Consider the following 19,965-nt stretch of genomic DNA (forward strand, 5'->3'; position numbering starts at 1 on the left):
TTCTGCATGCAGATCCTAGAATACGTACAGCTTTTATAAGCTCTTTAGCTCTTATTCTTTTCCCAGGACCTAGGATCCAGGATCCGCTCTTCCCAGGTTCTAGGCACTAGGATCTAGGATCTAGCATTCATTCCTACACTTCTTCCTTTCTTCGAAGTCGATAATATTACCATGACTATCGACCTTCACCTCGCAGCATTCATTAAACAAACAGTTGAGCTTTTCACGGCTTTTCTGCACCCGAGACTTCAACGTCGAGTATTTCATTCCATGCTGTTCGGCGTAGTCTTTTTGCGAGGTGCCATTGAGTTCAATCGCATTAAGCAATTGCGCATCTTCTTCAGGCAGAGCTTGGATAAACGGCAAGATACAGTGCGAGAGCTGACGGTGAATACTCTCGCCGCCTTCGGTATACCAAAGCTCGTCTTCGGTAACATCTTTGCTTCGTGCCCGTTTACGGTAGAAGTCGATAATGGTGTTATTGGCCAATTGAAACAGCCAAGATTTCAGCTTGTTCTTGTCTTTAACCGTACCGATCTGCTGGTAAGTTTTGATCAGAATGTCCTGCAGCAGATCATCCACATCATCCGGGCACGATACGTTCGATTGCAAAAATCGTTTCAGGCTTGTCTGGTATTGCTGCCACACATCCTCAATACGAATTGTACTTTCCGGCAACACACTCTCAGGCATTTCTTTCTCCAGCACAGCTGATCTCCAACGCAAAAAGGTTATGGGCATCCCCATAACCTTTCTAAATAGTAAATTAAGATAAGACTAAACGTTAGCCGCAACAACTACTTATGGCACATGTTGCGCTATTCTGCAGCTCATTACCTATTTTCAGGTGATTATCTGACAGATAAAAGTTGGTGAAGTGCTGCTCGAAATCCTCAGCGACAGTTTGCTCGACCAACCCAGATGCCATAACCGCCTGCTGCCATGCCTTCGTTTTCGGTAAGCCACACAAGAAATCATAGCCTGTATGCTGTTTGATGATGTGGGCTCGATGCAGCAATGGCAGCCAAGCAATATCAACATTGCTGATGCTATCCGATTTAAAGAAGCGCGATTGACCCGACAACTGTTTCTCCACCTTGGTAAAGGCGGTAACAAATTTTTCGTTACGCTGCTCAAAGGTTGCCTCGTTTTTGCTGCTCATGGTGCCACACTGGGTCATGTAATTCTTAGCACCCAGGTAACCCCAGGCTCTGTCCAGCGCGCGTTGTTCGTGGGTCACCCCTGTCTCTAGCGGGCCATACTGATCCTCAATGTATTCAATGATCGCATCAGATTCGAACAGAGCCGTACCTGAATCGGTGATAAGCAAAGGGGCTTGGCCATTCGGGGAGATATCCAAAAACCACTGGGGCTTGTCCTTGAGGCTAATGAATTCAATCTCGTAAGGAATATTGCGGGCCGCCAAGGCTGCAGTCACACGCTGGACAAACGGACAGATTTTGAAGCTAACAACTTTAAGCATGTCGAACACTCTTTGATAGTTTGTATACCCGTAAGACGGGCACCACCAGGAAAAGACGACGAAAAGACAAAAATGAACTGAAAAAAATGTTGCCCATTGCCACCCACGCTCGCAAGTGACCCTTTCAATACCTGCCGCTGTGAATAAGCATGCACCATTCAGTTATCTTCAAGGTGATTTGGCATACTGTTAATTCATCATTTATCACCCCAATGGCTCATGAGATCATTACCCGTTTGCCGCGCAGCCCTTAGCACCCCATTTCTCAGGATCCTCGATGAGCATGGTCATGATCCCTCAAAGTTTCTAAACCATTTCAGCATTGATAAAAAGACTTTGGTAAACCCGTCCCTTTACCTCCCATCACACCTTTTCGGCATACTCATAGATTCTGTAGCTCGGTCAACCAACCACAATGATATTGGTTTCTACGCAGCCCAGTACATGGATGAGGAAATACTTCACCCAAACTTGCAGAACCAGTTACTCCAAGCCGATGATCTGAGCAGCTTTCTTAATATATTGATATCTCAAAGGCACCTGCAGGGCTCACATTTACAACTATGGTTGGAATATGAGAGTAATGAACTGCGTATCTGCCATTCCAGTTCATTGGCGGAAACCAACCGCAGTTATGGGCATGCCAATGAATTCACGACCTTTTTCATCATCAACCAACTAAAGAAACGACTAGGAAGTCAATGGCAACCCAATTACTTGGCTTTTCATCACCAATGTCTCCCCAAAGCCAAAATTGTCGGGCAGACTAAAGACCAAAAAGTCATCTATGGTGCAAGAAAGAATTACGTGCCTTTGCGACTTGATATCGAACAACTCGCGCTCCCGATAAGCACCTTAAATAAAAAAAGAGAAGATGCCATGACAAGACTTACCGGGATGATTGATAACTTCTGGGAATACGAGTCTTTCAGTATCGAATTTATAGCCCATCTCTTTGGTGTTTCTGAAAGGACGCTACAGCGTGTGTTGTTACAAAATGGCACTACATTTCGAGACTATGTCAATAAAAAGAAAATCCACAAATCGATTCAGCTGCTAAACCAAGGTTATAGTATTCAGAGTGTTGCAGAAAAAATGCGCTACTCCGACCCCTCCAATTTTTCGCGAGCCATGAAAAAGCACCTCAACCTGACCCCAAAACAATATTTGCAGCAGAGGTTATAAAAAATGCCTCTGCGTTATACGCAGAGGCAAGCCTAAGAGTACCGTTTTGCTTTATTATTATGAGTTTTAAAACTGTGAAAATATATTATTCCCGATTTTAAAACATGAGTACTAACCATCAGTACTATCTTTAATTTAAATAATTAGCCTATATCTATTCTGATGAACTGATTTTAACAGGCGCAGTATGCAGTGACTCATCAATGCTGTTATTGATGTCCAACCACGTATCAGTCTCAGTATCGAAGATATGAGCCTGACCGCTTACAGGATTCTCACCCGTCCAAAACTCGAGCGAGTTAAGTACTAGGTAATCAGCCCCAACAGTGACCGCATACAAAGGTGACATTGCGATATTTAAACCACCTCGAGCATAGCGATTATCAACGGCTTTTACGTTATATTCCATCAACTTATTGGTCGCTACGTTACTACCAACACATCCGCTCAACAATACGGAAGCGACACCTGCAATTACACATCGTTTAAAAATTTTATTAGTCATCATAGTAAAAATAAATAGTATAAAAAGGAGGGGGTTTTCGACGGAGGGAATGATATCCTCCCGGATAAGTTCGTCTACCCCATAAGGCAATTATTGGTATAAGGTTAACAACTTTATAAAAATGATTTTGGTTGTCGTAAAATGACCTGTACAAGTATCAACATTCAAGAATGTTAAGGAAAATCAACTAGTGACACATCCCCACGAAGCAGCATTATCATTATAAATTTAAAACACTCAAATATAAGCATAAAAAAGCCTTGCATTAGCAAGGCTTTTCATTTCAATCAATTACTCTTCATTTGGAGTAAACGATTCATACATTTTAACGACGTGCTCATAGTAACCTTTATGCTTAAGGTAATTATCAACCTTCTCGTTGATGCTTGGAGACAAGAAAGAGCCAATCATCATGCCTTGATCCAAAGAAAGTATCTTGGTTGAGATCTTACCGTCAGTATCCACAGAGTCGTACCAGCCGTACGGCGATTCAATATTTGGGTGCTGCTCTTTTATTGTCTTAAGCAAGTTCACTGCATCCCATGGATTTACCATATAAGATAGTGCCGTGGCGTGCGGTGTACCCGTTTTTTCACCAGGGCTTTCATGGCCAAAGCGAACATAAGCTTCCGAGATATCATTGATGCCAAAAGCAGCATAACCATCGTCGGTTGTCGCAGCCGAAGAAACAAATGGAATATTGTGCTTCTCAGAATGCATCTTCTGCATTTTTGTCATATCTTCAATAATAGAATAATCTGGAATCAAATTTCGCTCATTCAATAAAACTGAAGGTAGCATCCCTTGGAAATATGCCCCATCCCAAGTCAGCATTGGATAATAATTTCGCTCATCAATCGTGTAGTTTCCGGTATAGAGTTCCATATCAGTAAATGCTGTTTTAGGAACTTCCTTTTCAGATCCCTTTGTTACCAGATGGGCCCAAACAGGTGCTAAGCGGCTTTCGTTGGCCTTACGGTCAATATAATAACCAAGTGGCGCATTATCTTTTGCTGACCAGCCAGCATATAACAACCCTCTTTCCTGATCGTAGATTTTGTACCACCCTTCCACCTGACGAGCGATAATTTCTTCAACCTTTTTAACAACTTCTTTTTCACGATTGTTCTTTGGCTCGAGATAAGCGCCAGCAACTCCCGCAAGGGAAAAAGCAAGGTTGGCATTATCAACAGCAGGAACTATACCTTCTTCAGTTGGTTGCAACTTACCGCCTACAATATCATATGGCCAGTAATACAAACCATTCCAGGTTGGTGTCTCCAGCAGTACATCCAGCGTTTCAATAATACGATTCAACGCATGATTGTTACCATCTTTATGAGCCTCTACCAGAATATTCAAATAGAAGCCAATTTCTGTCGTGTTGACATAATATTGAGGATCGACAACGCCATCCCGGACAAAAATAGTATCGTAAGGCACTTTGGCTTTTTGATCGACACCGACACCATCAAGGAAAAAGTCTAAGTTATTTTGAAATTCCTGTTCAAAACCATACGGTATAAGCTGTTGGTTTACAGATAGTTCTTTTATTGTTACATCTGAAGAAAATGCATAAAAGCTTGACGACAGCAATGCTGCAGATAAGAGGGTTTTCCTAAACATAGGGGACCTTTATTTAAATTAACAAAGTGGATAACAATTAAGTATGTATGATTTTTTAACCTACATAATTATGCCTTAATATATATACATTTCATATATCAAATTTGAACTTTAAATATATAATGAGATCTTGGTTTGATATTTAGCGCAATGCAAACAAAAAAAATAATCTCTTTGTAAATTATATTTAACTATATGTACTTTATTACTTTTAACCAGGAGAAATATAAGATTTATATTTAAAATAAAAAAGCCACCGGGATGGCTTTTTATCATTGCACAGATTTAAATCTTGATATTACATAACTTCAAATGAAGTCGACAATATTGTTTCTGAATTACTACCAATATATATATCTATAACACCCTTTTCATTTTCAAATTGGTTTCTCGCCCCGTAAAATGCTAATTGCTCCGGGGTCAACGTAAATTCAATTTTTTTGCTCTCTCCTGGCTCTAGGAATACTTTACTGAACCCTTTAAGCTCTTTGAGCGGGCGAGTTGTACTCCCTACTCGGCGATGGATATAGCACTGGACTGTTTCTGCAGCTGCAACATCACCTGTATTGGTAATAACAACGCTGACCTTTTGTTCACTCTCTGCTGACACGGCAGCTTGCTCAACAGCAGGTTGCCCATATTCAAACTGGCTGTAGCTCAAGCCAAAACCAAACGGGTAGAGCGGAGATTCACTCAAGTCTTTGTATGGCATGTAATCAAGGAAATCACGCTTCTTGCCAATTTGCTTACGGCCGTAATACATCGGGATCTGGCCGGTTGAGCGTGGCACTGTCATTGGCAGCTTCCCGCTTGGTGAAACCTCACCAAATAAGATCCGTGCAACCGCAGTGCCTGTCTCTGTGCCCGACTGCCATGCATACAACAAAGCATCAGCGTATTGCTCTACGGCTGCAGATGGTACCGGGCGACCAGTACATTGAACAACGACCAAGGGCTTGCCAGTGTTGCCAATCGCTTGGATAAGCTCTTCCTGACCGGCAGGCAGTGTCAACTCAGCAATATTGCGCGCTTCACCGGTACGGCGGTGACTTTCGCCAATACACAATACCACCACATCGGCACGGTGAGCACACTCTACCATCTCGTCACTGAATGCCGCAGATTCTGTCAGCACTTCTGCCTCAGGGGCTACCTGGCGGATCCCTTCAACAATGCTGGTGACATCTTCAGCATCGCCATCAAGGCACCAAGAACCAAGGTGTTGGCGTTTTGAGTCTGCGTGAGGGCCAATAACCGCCACTTTGAGCTTGTCAGACGCCAGCAGCGGCAAAACACCCTCTTTATTTTTGAGCAAGACCATACTCTGCTCAGCCAACGCCAATGCCTTATTGACATGCTCTGGATGGCGCAGGATCTGGCTATGAATACATGGGTCGACATAAGGGTGCTCGAATAAACCAGCACGAAATTTAGCGGTCAAAACGCGAGAAACCGCTTCGTCTAGCTGCTCAGTGCACTCCGGATAATCGGCAATAACCTTGGCAAGATGATCCTCATATGCCTCGTGGGTCATTGCCATATCGATGCCTGTTTCCAGCGCTTTCTTCGCCGCACCTTGGCCATCGGCCACGACACCGAAGTAAGCCAAATCAGCAATCGATCCCCAGTCACTGACCACCATGCCATCAAAAGCTTGCTCCTGCTTCAGCCAACCCTTAATAAGCGCCTGGGCAGATGTCGTTGGTGTTCCGCCCAAATCATTAAAGCCCGACATCAAGGTTGCCACACCGGCCTTAACCGCGGCAGCAAAAGGAGGCAGATATACATTGTGAAGTGTATTGTCGGAGATCTCGGTCGTGTCGTAATCACGCCCGCCCTCGGCGGCTCCATAGCCGATAAAATGCTTTGCACATGCCAAAAGTCGCCCAGGCTTGCTTGGATCGTCTCCCTGGAAGCCCTTAACAACAGCTTGGGCAAAACAAGAAGATAAATATGGGTCTTCGCCACTACTCTCAATAATCCGCCCCCAGCGAGGATCACGGACAATGTCGAGCATAGGGGCAAAAGTCCAGTTAATACCTAGCGAAGCTGCTTCGCTCGATACCGCCTGATAGGCACTTTCTACCAATTCTGGGTTCCAAGAGGCCGCCTGGGCCAAAGGGATAGGCAACACCGTCGCCTGCCCATAAATAACATCCCTGGCAAAAATGACCGGGATCCCCAGCCGGCTCTGCTCAACAGCCGCGCGCTGGATTTCATTGATTTGTTCTGGGTTTACCGATTCACCCGGCGCATTGCCAGCCCAAGCCGTATCAGCAAGGATCCGCGAGCCCCAAAGACCATGGCGAACCTTATCAAGGTAACGCTCACGGTTGTCATCGTAATCAAGCATCGGTGACTGGCATAGCTGGCCGATTTTCTCGGCCAAGGTCATACGCGGCAAGAGATCCGCTACACGCTCCTGAACAGTAAGAGAAGCATTCTGATATGGGTGCATTAAGGTGTTTCCTTGTTTGCAGAACGTGTAACTACTTCAACCGATTGGCTATTGAGTGCATCTTTGTAAAAACGCGGGAAGGCTTCTTCCAGGAACTCCTGCATCTCGAGCGCCAGCTCCATCTCACCTTGCTGCTCTGCACGGCTCAGAAGCTCTAGGGCCGCTTCTGGGACATAACGCATATCCAGCTCGACGTAGATTTCAATAAACAGCAGCAGCTCTTCGTTGGTTAGCTCTGGCAGCATTTGGGGTGCCAGTTGTTTGGCCTCAAAGTAAAACGCTGGTTTTGGCCCCAACAAGGCATTCTCCCACGTTTCAATCACCTGCTGATAACCACCCAGATAGGCTTCATCACGGCGCAACTCGAGTTTATTCATCCCTTTGAGGGCAATCATATAATTGCCTTCGGCTTTCTGTTGCTCGGCGAAATCAAAATAGTCGGACGACATGTTATAGGTCTTAACCCAAGCAACGGAAAAAGCCGTTAAAATCAAAACTGACAATATAGATAGCTTTAAAAGTGTCTTTTTCATTATTTCACTCCCACCCCAGTGAAGGCTTTAATGAAGTTCTTCTGCAGGCAGAAGAAGACAATCACAACAGGAATTGCAATCATGGTGGTCATTGCCCACAGCTGTTCCAAGTTAGTTGACGGTATTTCAGCCTTGAAGTTGTAGAGCGCCAGCTGCAGTGTCATCAGCGAATCATCCCGAACATAAAGCAGTGGTCCCATAAAGTCGTTCCACGCTCCCATGAAGGTTAGGATCCCCACTGTAGCCAATGCCGGACGCATCATAGGCAAGACGATTCGGGTGAAAATGCGGAACTCACCGGCGCCGTCAATACGCGCCGCTTCCAGGTACGCATTATCAATTTGCTTCATGAACTGAACCAGAAGGAAAATGTTATACGCACTGATGGCACCTGGAATGATCAATACACGGTAAGTGTTAATCCAGTTCCACTCATACATCATGATGTAGGTCGGAATGGTAAACAGTATTGCCGGAATCATCATTGAACCCAGAATCAGCTTTAACCAGAACTCACGGCCAGGCAGATTTGTTTTCACAATGGCATAGGCAACCATTGATGAGAACAGCGTATTGAGAAACGTCACTGACACCGAAATAAAGATAGTATTGAAGAATACCCGCCCTAAATTTACCGTCTCGAAGACTTTCAAATAACCGCTGAATGATAGGCTCGTTGGCAGAGAGTTAGGCGAGTGCAAAATCTCCGGCCCAGTCTTGAACGAGTTCATAATCATATAAAAGAACGGATAAATCACTAGCAGGCTTGCGATGATAAGTGCTCCGTAAATCAACGCATCCTTTTTCATTTTACTGCTCATTCATCTGCTCCTTTGCTGGTAATTTTCAATTGCATAATCGTTAGCAGGTAAATAACGAGTGCCAGCATCAGGCCAATCGTTGAAGCCTCACCCATCTTCATTTGCTCAAAACCGGTCTGGTAGAGGTAAAGCACTGGTGTCAATGCTGACTGGTAAGGACCGCCGCTTAGATCGAAGTTCATGAAGACCTCGATAAACATCTGCAAACCATTGATGATATTGATCGTCATAACAAAGATGATCTGAGGTTTAAGCATCGGCAGGGTGATTTTGCGTACCTTCCGCCACCATGAAGCGCCATCAATGTCAGCCGCTTCAAATAGGGATTTATCAATACTGGCAATACCGCCCAGGAAGATGATCATCTGCACACCAAACCATTTCCATGCGCTAAAGACGGCGATGACAGGCATAGGCAGCCACTGCTCAAACTTCCAAAACACCGGCTCAGCCAACATGTTGGCATTGACCATGACATTCTGAACCGGGCCTGTTGGGCTTGAGACAAACTCAAAGATGATCATGGCAACAGTAATTGAGGTGATCACCGGAATAAACATGATGGTACGGAACAGGCTTGAGCACCATTTAATTTCATTCAATAGTAGTGCCAGACCCAACCCCATGATGAAACTCAATAAAACGAAAATCACCTGGTTAAATACCACATTGAATAATGACTTCCAGAATAAGTGGTCCGATACCACACTTACCCAGTTATAGAAGCCAACAAAACGGGTATTTTCCGGAGTTAGGATATTCACATCCAAAAAACTACTTTCAAAAGAAAGGTAAAATGGGTAAAGCAAAAAGACAAGGAAGTACACTATCCAAGGTGCGAGAAATATATATCCCACACCGACATTTTTCAGCTTCATAATAGAACCTTATTTCAGATAATAATTAAAGAAAGAATGAATTATGGTTATTTATTTTCTCAACACCTTTCTTGCTTTTTCCCCTGCTTCAATAACAGCATCTTCAGGCGATATGGATTTTCTCAGTACAACTTGTGAATATTGATCCAGAATAATATTGGCTACATCAGAAACTTGGGCAAACGGCTCACTGCTCAAACTATATTGCAGCTGTTCAACAAATGGTTTGACATCATCTTGCTGGTAATATTCACGGTCACTCAGTGATTTCAACACCGGTAATTGCGCAAGGGCCACGTTTGCTTTGTGGTTCAACTCATCTTCCATCAGCAGTTGTACAAATTCCCAACCTAATAGCTCTTTCTCTTCTGTACTCTTGAACAACATCAAGGCACGGCCATCAAGTGTTGAGTAGGAAGTATCACCAAGGTTCCGAGTCGGAATAGGTGCAACACCGATATCCTTGCCAATCATCATTGGCCTGTCCGCTGCCTCAGGGAAGTTAGCCTTCCAGCCAAAGCCAAATTGCGGCCACATTCCGATAGTCCGAGAGAAGAAGCTTTTCTCCATGGTCATAGGAGCAAACTGCTGGGCTTTCTTCATCGTTGCCAAGAACTCTGCCATGTTCGCTTCAGGTCGGTCAAACACCGGGTTAGTACCAAAACGGTTCAGCAGCTGGTACTCACCGCCATTGAAGTTGTAGTACATCTGCGCCAGCATATTCCAGTACCAACTACCGGTGGACAGTACCTCATTCCAGGCAACAGTGCCGTAAACAGGGCTTCCATCAGCTCTTGCTGGCAACTGGCTGATTTTCTCTGCTGCGAACAAGAACTCATCCCAAGTGCGTGGCGGCTGATCAGGGTCAAGGCCAGCTTCACGGAACAGCTCTTTGTTGTAAATCATTAATTGTGTGGTGGCGTTCCACGGGATGTAATAGGTTCGGCCATAGTTTTTGCGCAAAAACAAAGGGTCGATGCGCTCAATCAACTCATCATAGCCTTCAAACTGGTCAAAGTAGACCAAACGCCCCATCTTGGCATATCGGGCTGGCTGGTAACCAAATACCCCTGCATAAACATCTGGCAAGTCACCCGCGGCAATCCGGGTATCGAGGTTTTCATCGTTGGTAAGCACGACACGCACCCCGGGATGCCGTTTCTGGAATTCAGGGATGACTTCTTGTCGCATGAAATCCATGTAATTTCCCACTGGAGTCATGATTTCCAATTGGGTAGCGGCAACAGCTTGGCTGCCAAGTAGCATCAATAATCCACACAACCACTTTTTCATATAAACAACCTTTTACAAGGTATCCCTTGTGATCATTTTAGTTGGCAGCATTCTTAAATCTTCTGGCTCTTTACCGTTCATCGCTTCAAACAGAGTTTCTGCCGCGATTTGACCCATTTCGTGCTTTTGATGGGAGACGGTTGTTAGCCCAGGCATAATCAACTCCGCCAAGCGGATATTATCAAAGCCAACGACTTTCATCTCTTCCGGAATATTAATTCCGTATTCATTAGCCGCTCGGATAATACCAATAGCCATCTCATCATTGGCAGAAAATATTGCTGAAGGTGTTTTCCCCGATGCCAACATATCTTTCATTTGTTGATATGCTGTCTTTTCAGTAAAGTCCGATGAAATTAATAAATTGCTGTCAAAACCAATTTTATAATAACCTAATGCAGCGATATAACCTTCAAGCCTTTTTTGATTGTCATAGGCATCTTCCGGGCCACCAAAAAAGTGTACGTCTTTACAGCCGGCTGCAATTAGTGCCTTCGTTGCAGAAAAAGCGCCACCAAAGTTATCGATCAAAATATTGTATATATGCGGTGCAGATATTTCCCGGTCTAACACCACCAGCGGCAAATCTTTGCTGGCTGTCGCCTTGAGGAACTCATCATCAAGGGAGTTAGTCAGGACAATCGCACCATCGACCATGTTGTCACGCAGGTATTTATATGCCGTTGAGTTCTCATCTCCGTAAGAACTACAGGCCACCAAGTCATACCCTTGCTGGTGCACAATTTGCTCAATACCCCGGACCAGTTCACTATATACCGGACCAAACCACGAGTTGAAAAACAGACCTATGGCTTTGGTTTTCTTTTGTTTTAATAACTTGGCGTTGCTATTTGCAACGTAATTCATTTCGTTTGCTACCTTGAGCACGCGATCTCGGGTTTCTTCACTGATCCGTTCACTGCCGTTAATGGCATAAGAGACAGTCGATATAGAGACATTGGCTTTTTTAGCCACATCTTTAATCGTTATTTTCACTCTCTCATCTCCTTTCAATCATTTCCCATCCAAACAGTGGATAGCGCTGTTGAAACGATTCTATCAATTTACGGCAAGAAGCTAAATAAGAACCCCGAAGATCGGCCTAGTTTTTGACATCGCGCAGCTTATTTCGTCGAAATCAACCACTAGGCCGAGGCCTAAATCGCTGTTACAAAGTGACAATCAAGGTGTTGTTTGTTTCTAGAAGCTTATCTTTCAATAGCTTACTAGAGATAACTGCACCACCAGTACGGTAACGGTTTGATGCCAGTTCAAATGGCAGCGTTTCACCATTCAGTTCGATAGATTTCGGTGTGTACTCGCCCTGGTAAGGTTGAATGACAATATTCACCGGACGGCCATACAAACGGAACTCAAGCGATACTTCACCTTGGTCACGGTCGATAACCGGGTCAAGGATCAAATCTTGCTGGTCATAACGAATACCCAATACGCTAGCGATAACCTGGTTGATGTAGATACCAGGGCCGCTAGAGTAAATACGCCACCCACCTTTCACCTCGACTTCGCCGTTCATCACTTTATCCATGGCACCATATGCCTGGTAACGATCATTGAAACGGGCATCCGAGCTAGAGAAGTAAGCGTTAGACTGACGCAGTGCCGCATTCGGTACTGAAGACTCAATACCCATAGGTACGATCTTGAACAGGTTTTCGAACACAGACTTGGCACGGCCCATCTTACAAAGCGCTTCGATAAAGCGAATGTGTGCGTGGCAGTACTGCAGGCCCACTTCACGACCTAGGTTAGCGGCAAGCTCGGCACGCTTGAAGTAAGTCTGCTGGCCAGCTTTGTACTCGGCCATCTTGTCCATCAGACGTACACCATCTGGGTATACCAGCTTCTCTTCGATCATGGCTAGGTGCGACTCAGCCATTTCTGGCGAGAAGGTTTCAGAAATGATAGATCGGCTTGCCGGCAGCAGGCGGTGCTTGATACCTGTTTTCTTGTCGGCTGGATGCAGCAAGTACTCGATCTCTTCGACGTCGCCCTGCTCGTCGCGGGCAAAGTGGATAAAGCCTGCGATGGTTTCGTCTTTGATCAGGTAAGCATGGTAGTCACGCTCCATGTTCTCTGTCAGCTCAATCAATTGGCCGACGAACTCAGCGTACTGGGTATTGCCAGACAACGCCGTTGTCATTGTCTTCATTGCTTGCAAAGTCAATGGGGTGGTCCAGCCACTCACCATATTTTCGCGCAAAGACTGATTGGCCGGCTGAAGGGTGTCATCCCAGTCACCATCGCCATAGCAGGACAGGAAAGTACCAGGAACAAGGTTGTCGACAATGTGTTTCACCTGGCGCTGAACATGCTGGAACAGAGTGAAGGTTTCATCGGTAAAGCCAAATTGCTTATCAATACTGGTAAACGGCAGTTGGGTTTCAAGAATTTCAACATTGCCCGTTGCAGTAATGTAGTCCGCCAGTGCTTTCAGAGGCCATACCACGATATCGCCGTGGGCTTCTTCCTGCTGGATAGTGGCATAGTTGTCGAACATGAACCACTGAGGCCAAGTACCTGTTTCTTGGTACTGGTGGCTGTAGATAGTCTTCAGCAGATCTTCAACCTTGGTGTACTCATGCATAGCCATGAAGAACTCGAATGGTCCTTGTGAGACATCGCGAGTACCCCATGCGGCACCCGAGTACTGCTCCAGGCCATGTGGTGTGCTGTAGTGAACCAGCGCATTGTGCGAGAACCACTGCATCACATCATTCAGTTTCTGGCCGCTCTCTTCGTTGTGGCTAAACTTGATCGCAAAATCATTGACCAAGGCGTTTTGGTTGTCTTGGTAATTGGCTGTTTCAGCTGCAAAGTCCAGTACATCACCTTGGGTGTCAGCACCGTTGAATACACCACCAAAGCTAATTTGTGCAGATTGTTCAACCTTACCTTTTAGCAATAGGTATTGAACAGAGCCGGTTTCTTCATCGGTGATCAGTTCCGCTTCTGCCAGTTCGGCACTAGGAGTAATGGTAAACTGCAGCTCAGGGCTTTTCGCGGCAATCAGCTCATCATCACCTTTGACCACAAAGCCTTTTTCACTATGGGCAACATTCACTTTGCCAGTATTTTCGTTATTACCAAACACCAACTGATGAGAAACGATCACTTCTAGAGGTTGTGCCAAGTTTTCTGTGGTGATGTTCAATTGGATTGCTGGGGATGCTGCGCTGCTAAATGAAGTCACAACAATATAGCCAGCCTGGTATTTATAGATCCAGCGTGAGAAGTTCAAGCCGACTTCATAGGCAGATGGCATTGCCAGCACGTTGAAGCGATCGTCCTCTTTAACCCAGATACGCTGGCCACTGTGCTTGAACTGGTTCAACGAATTACGGTTAACACCCAACAGCTTGTTGAATGAGGTATTACCAAGAGTTAGCTGAGAGTTGAACACACCAAAAATATGGTGCGTTGAGCTCATGATTGGCTGGTTGCAATCGTGGTTGTTGCCCGATGCCACAACATGGCCCGTGGCACGCTCAAGGTACTTCTCTTTCTCTTGCAGAGTAACGTAATGGTTTTCACCGTAGAAGAAAGAAAGCAATTCACCATCTTTCTCATCATTGAAGCGACGCGCATTTGGGGCACAGAAAAAGTGCTCTAGCTCTGCTGTTGATAGCGGCTCACCAGTGATCACACCAGAGTTGAATTGCTCTACATTATCCAGGGCAACAAGTTCGGCACCTGCGAAATCAGTTACCACGTAAGCTTGCTTAACTGTGTCTAGCGCCAAAGGCTGCTTGACGTTGGCATTTGGGCAATTGCCTTGGTAAACACCGTAAAATACCGTACTTTCGCTTTGTCCTTTCGCAAGGGTAACTTCCGCAGTCTGCAGGGCAATGTAGCCCATTTCATACTGGTATTTCTCATTGGCCAGCTGTGGCTTCTGCAGTACGGACAGTTGTTCATTGACTTTGTACTCAGCACCGAAGAACTGGTAACCATCTGTGCTGTAAGCAACAACAGGGCTGAATGAGCCAATTTGAATCAATGGATTGCCTGTACTTTGCGGCAGGTTTTGGCGGCTACACATCACATAGCCAGCATCATCGGTATTGAATACTTCATGATCCAGGTACTGACAGCAGTAGGCTTCGTTGGTTTTGACCGCACCTTCGTCAGCCAACGCTACATCCTGACCATAGACCAAATCGTAAGTCAGTGACGCTTCACCTTTAGCTTCAACATTTACCGTATAGAAATATTGCGGGCTGGTTGGTGAAACAGAAGCAATAACCGTTGCTACCCACTCGCCGGTTGTTGTTTTCCAGCCGATACGGCCATCTTCAAACTTGAATGTTTCAATATCATTGTTGAAAAACAAAATAGGTGTAACGCTATATCCGTCATCACCTTTGACCCGCAGAAAGATATTTGAAATCGCCTTTTCAGTGGCCGGCGTTTCAAACTGTGTCACCATCACGCTACCGGCACGAATAGTATGAAGGGTATTGTTGGCATTGAATTCAAGAGCCAGATGACTGTTTTCAATTCGGTGTCTCTGGTTTGATACGCTATACAACATTGCGGTTAACTCTCCCAAATAGCTTAATCAACAATTACTTGTTGTAAAAAATATTAAATTCTGTGGACTCATCAAACAGATGGCATTTGTCCATATTCAGACGCAACAAGCAGGTGTCGCCAGCCTTTAGCTGCTTTTCATTGTTCATGAGTTTGCAAATCACATCATGGCCATAAACGTGGGTATGAATAAATTTCTCGGAGCCCAGTTCTTCAACCGCGGTAATGGTTGCCGCCAATGTGTTGGTTTCGCCGTCTTCGGCGAGTTCAAGGTGCTCAGGGCGAATCCCCAAGAAGACATGGCGGTCTTCCCACAATGCAGCCTGGGTCTGCTTGTCACCTGGAAGGACAAAGTCGCTGCTGCCGATATGGAAAACCAAACTGTCATCGCGCTTTTGAAGCTGGCCAAACAGCATGTTCATGGATGGAGAACCAATAAATTCAGCGACGAATTTGTTTTTCGGGTTGTTGTACACTTCCATTGGTGTATCAACCTGCATCAGGTGGCCTTTGTTCATGATGCAAACCCTGTCCCCCATGGTCATTGCCTCAACCTGATCATGAGTAACATAAATCATGGTTGCTGGGTTACCAGCCGACTTGAGCTGTTGGTGCAGCTTGCTAATTCGCATACGCATAGAAACACGTAGCTTTGCATCCAAGTTTGATAACGGCTCATCAAACAGAAAGACATCTGGCTTACGAACCATGGCACGACCCAGAGCTACACGCTGACGCTGCCCACCCGACATCTGCTTTGGCTTACGAGAGAGCAACTCAGTGATTTCTAGCAACTCAGCCGCTTCTTGAACCCTTTTTTCAATTTCTTCTTTCGGTTTTTTCGCCGTTTCAAGGCCAAATGCCATGTTTTCATAAGCTGTCATGTGTGGGTATAGTGCGTAGTTTTGGAATACCATCGCAATACCACGGTCCTTAGGCGCAAGATCGTTACAAACGGTATTGCCAATAGACAGCTCACCATCGGAAACACTTTCCAATCCGGCGACCATACGCAACATGGTTGATTTAGCACAACCGGAAGGACCAACCAGCACCATGAACTCACCGTCATCAATATCAAGATTGATATCGTGTAGTGCATGGAAGCCGTTTTCGTAAACTTTATTGATTTCTTGCAGTTTGACTCTCGCCATTATCTGCTCCACCCCTGTAGAAACGTTTCAACTAAGATATCGTTTATTTCGACTGGGTCAATGCGTAACAAACTGAAAATTACAGTTTCGTGACTAAGATCTCGTCGATAGAGCACCACTACCATTCAGCCCACCAATAATACTTTCTTGTTTCTTACCAATGACTTAAATGTAATTTTAGCGTATTTCAACCAATTCACCTTATCCACTAAGTCACTGTTTAAATGGATCTTTTGTATTTCGACTGCAGGTAACCTACTGAACGAAAACGAGAAAAAATCTGCTTTGTCGCAACATGTATTTTTTGCTTAACCCTTACTGAATACAAAATAAACACATTAAAATCAGTAATTTAAAACCAAAACACCAGCCAAGTTCAAAAAATAAACTAAGAGCCAGTTCACATTTCCCCAAAGTGCCATTTGAAATATTGATGAAATATATCAATCATTCCTACCGAAACGTTTCAACAGTCAATTCTAAATATACAAGAAGCGGTTAGCACATGAACAGAATGAACAAATCTTTGATATACCCAATGGCACTCTTCTCGGCAGTGGCTTTTGCCGACGGTACCCAACAGACAGAGCCTGAGCTTTATGAGCCGTTGCTGATTGCAGCAGTCGACGAACAAGAAAGCCAAGAAAGTCGTTATTTATCAGAAAGTTTTACTGATGACGCTCAAATCGAGCGCGTCGAAAACCGTCATTTTCCTAAACGCACCCGTGCCCTTACCGGTATTGAATATGAAAATATCGACTTCAAGGGTGGCGGTGATATGGAATACCTGCACTTCATCTATGCTGATGGTTTCACTAAGGTGACGGACTATTTCAGCATGGGTTATGTGCTGAAAGAGATCCATTTCTACAATGATGGAAAATCAACAGGCCAAGCGAACTACTCTGAGATTATTCCGGCGTTCTTCTTCCCAATTACCGATACTATCCGTGGTAACGTCTTTATGTCGTACGAAAAAGTAATTGGTAATGGCAGTGGCTGGAATTACGACAAGTACATGATCAAGCCAGGCCTAGATTTTGACCTTGGCCAGCACTTCCTCCATGTGAACTTGGAAATGGGTTACGAAGATAGCCATGGGGATAATGGCTCATTTATCGAATCTGAACCGCTGTACCTCTATAAGATGAACGACAAGGTTAACCTTGGTGCCAAGGTGCTCTATGTCGATGTAAACAATGATTGGGCATACCGTGAATTTGCGGTTAAACCGCTGGTGCAATTCAATTTTGATAACGGCAACTACCTTGAGCTTCGTTATGAAAATGGCTGGGTAGAAGGCAATGGCGGCAACCAGCGCCACGACTATGACATCTACGCGCTATATACTGAACTGCCTATTAATGACACCTTCTCGGTGTTGGCTGATATTCAGTACAAGATGCTAGAAACCAGCAAAGGCAATGCGGCTGATCAGGATATCTTCTTCTCCAAAGTCGGCCTAGTCTGGAAGTTTTAATTACTTTCTTTCCTTGTAATTAGCAATCCTTAAGCCCTACACACCTGAGTAGGGCTTTTGCTATTTGGCACCTTGCCAGCAAAAGCATGAAACAATAATTGAATTGGCCAACCAGTAAAAATGAAATACAATTTCAATCTATAACCTTCATTCTGCTGGCAGGTATTGGCGTGACATATCTAGACTGGGCCATGATCGCCCTATACTTTGTTTTTATCATCAAAGTGACACAAGCTTTTCGGCATCAGGCCACTAGCGCGGAAGGATTCATCAAGGGTGGCAGTGCCATGACTTGGTGGATGGCTGGCGCAACAGCTTTCATGACCCAGTTTTCTGCCTGGACCTTTACCGGTGCTGCCGCGAAAGCCTATGCCGATGGGCTGAGTATCATGTTTGTGTTCTGGGGGAATGCCCTAGGTTTTTTCATCTCGGCGCTATACTTTGCCAAACGCTATCGCCGTTTGCGAGTTGCCACCGCCATGGATGTGATCAAATTGAGGTTCGATAAATCTTCCGAGCAAACCTTTACCTGGCTGAGCTTTCCTATCACCCTTATCGGAGCCGGCATTTGGCTTAACGGGCTTGGGGCCTTTTTATCGGCGACCTTTGGCATCAGCATTGACGTTACTATCGTTGGGATCAGTTTACTGGTCACCTTCATTGCTGTCTCCGGTGGTGTTTGGACCGTTTCTGCCACCAATGTGATTCAGTTGGTTCTACTCATCGCCATCACACTGGTTGTCGGTTTCACCGCCGCAAAAGAAGTCTTGGTACTCCCTGTCGACTCTCTATCCCATACCATCATGGGCGAAGATATTGCCATCTGGCAGATTTTTGTTCTGTGGATAGGTGCTGTGCTCTTTAGCCAAACCCTCAATACCAACAATGCGCTGAGCAGCTATCGGTTCTTGATCACCCGCAACGAAAAAGAAGCCACTCGAGCAGCAACCTTGGCCGGAGTACTTTTCTTGTTTGCGCCTCTACTATGGTTTTCACCACCGTGGTTTGTCGCTTCATTGGATATCAATCTGGTCGACAGTTACCCGAACCTGGGTGCCAGCGCGGATAATGCCGCCTATCTGTATTACATCGACCACTATATGCCAAACGGCCTGCTAGGTCTGGTGATGGTGGCTATGCTGGCTGCTACCGTTTCCCCAATGACCACGGCACTCAACCGCAATGCTGGTATCGTGGTAAACAATATTTACCTCTCACTGGTTAATCCCCAAGGAACAGACAGGCAACAAATGCTGATTGGCAAAATGGCCACCCTGCTGACGGGCGTCATGGCCTGTGCCGTTGCCCTTTTCTTTGCTCGGCTGGAAGGCTACAGCCTGTTCGACATCATGATGCTATTCACCGCCATGATTCAGATGCCACTGTCGATCCCATCCTTCTTGGCCCTGCTTAACCTGCGCACCCCGGGCTGGTCGGGATGGGCAACGATTTTGGTCGGTTTGGCAGTTTCCCTGTTCATGCATTTCGGCTTCAAGGTCGAGTGGGTAGCCGCCTTGTTCGACTATACATTGACTGCGCGAGAGCATGTCGATTTTAAGATTGCCGCCACTTTCATCGCACATCTCATTTTCACTGGTGGTTTCTTCATGCTGACACCTTGGCTGTCCCGAGCCGAACGTAATACGCAAGATATTCGCCAGCTGCTCGCCATGCCAATGAGCCAAGAGGAGCAGAGCCCGATTGATCATACCAACGGGATCTTCATGGGGCGTGCCTTGGCGCTACTGGGGATACTGGTTAGCTTGATTGCTATTTCAGCCGATACATGGCGTGATGCCGCAATATTCCTCGGAATTGGTGGATTCATTCTACTGTGCGGCTCTGGACTGGCGTATAAATCCAGTCGGTTACATAGGCAGGCAATGGCTCTCTAACCGAGCAGCAACTAAGACTCATTGACCACTGCACACAAAGCCAACGAGCCATCCCCAAAGGCGAGGCTGATGGGATGGCTCGTACTTGTTGGCAATAAAT

14 protein-coding genes and 1 pseudogene are annotated in these 19,965 nt (G+C 45.4%); 3 read left to right on the forward strand and 12 right to left on the reverse strand.

Annotated elements, in window-relative coordinates; all coding sequences use genetic code 11:
• Positions 1–120 precede the first annotated feature (120 nt).
• Positions 121–663, reverse strand: a complete 543-nt coding sequence (sigZ, locus tag PTW35_RS25150) for an RNA polymerase sigma factor SigZ (RefSeq protein ID WP_281029148.1) — start codon at positions 661–663, stop codon at positions 121–123.
• 121 nt (positions 664–784) lie between these two features.
• Positions 785–1,483 carry a glutathione S-transferase family protein gene (locus PTW35_RS25155; protein WP_281027962.1) on the reverse strand — a complete coding sequence of 233 codons (699 nt, stop codon included), beginning with the start codon at positions 1,481–1,483 and terminating at the stop codon, positions 785–787.
• A gap of 444 nt (positions 1,484–1,927) precedes the next feature.
• Between PTW35_RS25155 and PTW35_RS25160 the strand changes: the two genes are divergently transcribed.
• Positions 1,928–2,668 (forward strand): helix-turn-helix transcriptional regulator, encoded by a 741-nt coding sequence (locus PTW35_RS25160; protein WP_281027963.1) that lies wholly within the window; start codon positions 1,928–1,930, stop codon positions 2,666–2,668.
• A gap of 157 nt (positions 2,669–2,825) precedes the next feature.
• Here PTW35_RS25160 and PTW35_RS25165 read toward each other — a convergent pair.
• The 10 genes and pseudogenes from PTW35_RS25165 to ugpC all read right to left on the reverse strand — a co-directional run.
• Positions 2,826–3,173: pseudogene (locus PTW35_RS25165) on the reverse strand (DUF3332 family protein); the annotation flags it as partial.
• Between the two features lie 291 nt (positions 3,174–3,464).
• Positions 3,465–4,799: a hypothetical protein gene (locus tag PTW35_RS25170; RefSeq protein WP_281027964.1), complete on the reverse strand. Its 1,335-nt coding sequence runs from the start codon at positions 4,797–4,799 to the stop codon at positions 3,465–3,467.
• A 298-nt stretch (positions 4,800–5,097) separates the two neighbouring features.
• Positions 5,098–7,257, reverse strand: a complete 2,160-nt coding sequence (locus PTW35_RS25175) for a glycoside hydrolase family 3 N-terminal domain-containing protein (protein WP_281027965.1) — start codon at positions 7,255–7,257, stop codon at positions 5,098–5,100.
• The gene (locus tag PTW35_RS25180) at positions 7,257–7,790 is read right to left on the reverse strand and encodes a hypothetical protein (protein ID WP_281027966.1); all 534 of its coding nucleotides are present in this window, start codon (positions 7,788–7,790) and stop codon (positions 7,257–7,259) included. The genes PTW35_RS25175 and PTW35_RS25180 overlap by 1 nt, the downstream gene beginning before the upstream one ends.
• A complete protein-coding gene (locus tag PTW35_RS25185; RefSeq protein WP_222549399.1) occupies positions 7,790–8,611 on the reverse strand; it encodes a carbohydrate ABC transporter permease in 822 nt (273 codons plus the stop codon). Before PTW35_RS25185 ends, PTW35_RS25180 begins: the two co-directional genes overlap by 1 nt.
• Positions 8,608–9,489 (reverse strand): sugar ABC transporter permease, encoded by an 882-nt coding sequence (locus PTW35_RS25190; protein ID WP_281027967.1) that lies wholly within the window; start codon positions 9,487–9,489, stop codon positions 8,608–8,610. The genes PTW35_RS25185 and PTW35_RS25190 overlap by 4 nt, the downstream gene beginning before the upstream one ends.
• Before the next feature lie 51 nt (positions 9,490–9,540).
• A complete protein-coding gene (locus tag PTW35_RS25195; RefSeq protein WP_281027968.1) occupies positions 9,541–10,782 on the reverse strand; it encodes an extracellular solute-binding protein in 1,242 nt (413 codons plus the stop codon).
• 12 nt (positions 10,783–10,794) lie between these two features.
• Positions 10,795–11,778: a LacI family DNA-binding transcriptional regulator gene (locus PTW35_RS25200; protein ID WP_281027969.1), complete on the reverse strand. Its 984-nt coding sequence runs from the start codon at positions 11,776–11,778 to the stop codon at positions 10,795–10,797.
• A 172-nt stretch (positions 11,779–11,950) separates the two neighbouring features.
• On the reverse strand, positions 11,951–15,337 hold the full coding sequence (locus PTW35_RS25205; RefSeq protein WP_281027970.1) for a cellobiose phosphorylase: 3,387 nt from the start codon (positions 15,335–15,337) through the stop codon (positions 11,951–11,953).
• Positions 15,338–15,371: 34 nt separating this feature from the next.
• Positions 15,372–16,490: a sn-glycerol-3-phosphate ABC transporter ATP-binding protein UgpC gene (gene ugpC, locus PTW35_RS25210; protein WP_281027971.1), complete on the reverse strand. Its 1,119-nt coding sequence runs from the start codon at positions 16,488–16,490 to the stop codon at positions 15,372–15,374.
• Positions 16,491–16,995: 505 nt separating this feature from the next.
• On the opposite strand from ugpC, the gene PTW35_RS25215 reads away from it, so the two are divergent.
• Entirely contained in the window at positions 16,996–17,970 is a 975-nt protein-coding gene (locus PTW35_RS25215; RefSeq protein WP_281027972.1) for a hypothetical protein, read from the forward strand.
• Positions 17,971–18,140: 170 nt separating this feature from the next.
• Positions 18,141–19,865 (forward strand): transporter, encoded by a 1,725-nt coding sequence (locus tag PTW35_RS25220; RefSeq protein WP_281027973.1) that lies wholly within the window; start codon positions 18,141–18,143, stop codon positions 19,863–19,865.
• Positions 19,866–19,965: the final 100 nt, after the last annotated feature.

The sequence above is a fragment of the Photobacterium sp. DA100 genome, assembly GCF_029223585.1.
In the GTDB taxonomy this organism is placed as follows: Bacteria; Pseudomonadota; Gammaproteobacteria; order Enterobacterales; family Vibrionaceae; genus Photobacterium.

Bases quoted from the DNA above. Each gene is read 5' to 3' on its own strand.
- PTW35_RS25185 (WP_222549399.1), bottom strand. From the start codon at position 8,611: ATGAGCAGTAAAATGAAAAAGGATGCGTTGATTTACGGAGCACTTATC.
- PTW35_RS25160 (WP_281027963.1), top strand. From the start codon at position 1,928: ATGGATGAGGAAATACTTCACCCAAACTTGCAGAACCAGTTACTCCAA.
- PTW35_RS25155 (WP_281027962.1), bottom strand. From the start codon at position 1,483: ATGCTTAAAGTTGTTAGCTTCAAAATCTGTCCGTTTGTCCAGCGTGTG.
- PTW35_RS25190 (WP_281027967.1), bottom strand. From the start codon at position 9,489: ATGAAGCTGAAAAATGTCGGTGTGGGATATATATTTCTCGCACCTTGG.
- PTW35_RS25195 (WP_281027968.1), bottom strand. From the start codon at position 10,782: ATGAAAAAGTGGTTGTGTGGATTATTGATGCTACTTGGCAGCCAAGCT.
- PTW35_RS25180 (WP_281027966.1), bottom strand. From the start codon at position 7,790: ATGAAAAAGACACTTTTAAAGCTATCTATATTGTCAGTTTTGATTTTA.
- PTW35_RS25175 (WP_281027965.1), bottom strand. From the start codon at position 7,257: ATGCACCCATATCAGAATGCTTCTCTTACTGTTCAGGAGCGTGTAGCG.
- ugpC (WP_281027971.1), bottom strand. From the start codon at position 16,490: ATGGCGAGAGTCAAACTGCAAGAAATCAATAAAGTTTACGAAAACGGC.
- PTW35_RS25205 (WP_281027970.1), bottom strand. From the start codon at position 15,337: ATGTTGTATAGCGTATCAAACCAGAGACACCGAATTGAAAACAGTCAT.
- PTW35_RS25170 (WP_281027964.1), bottom strand. From the start codon at position 4,799: ATGTTTAGGAAAACCCTCTTATCTGCAGCATTGCTGTCGTCAAGCTTT.
- PTW35_RS25215 (WP_281027972.1), top strand. From the start codon at position 16,996: ATGAACAGAATGAACAAATCTTTGATATACCCAATGGCACTCTTCTCG.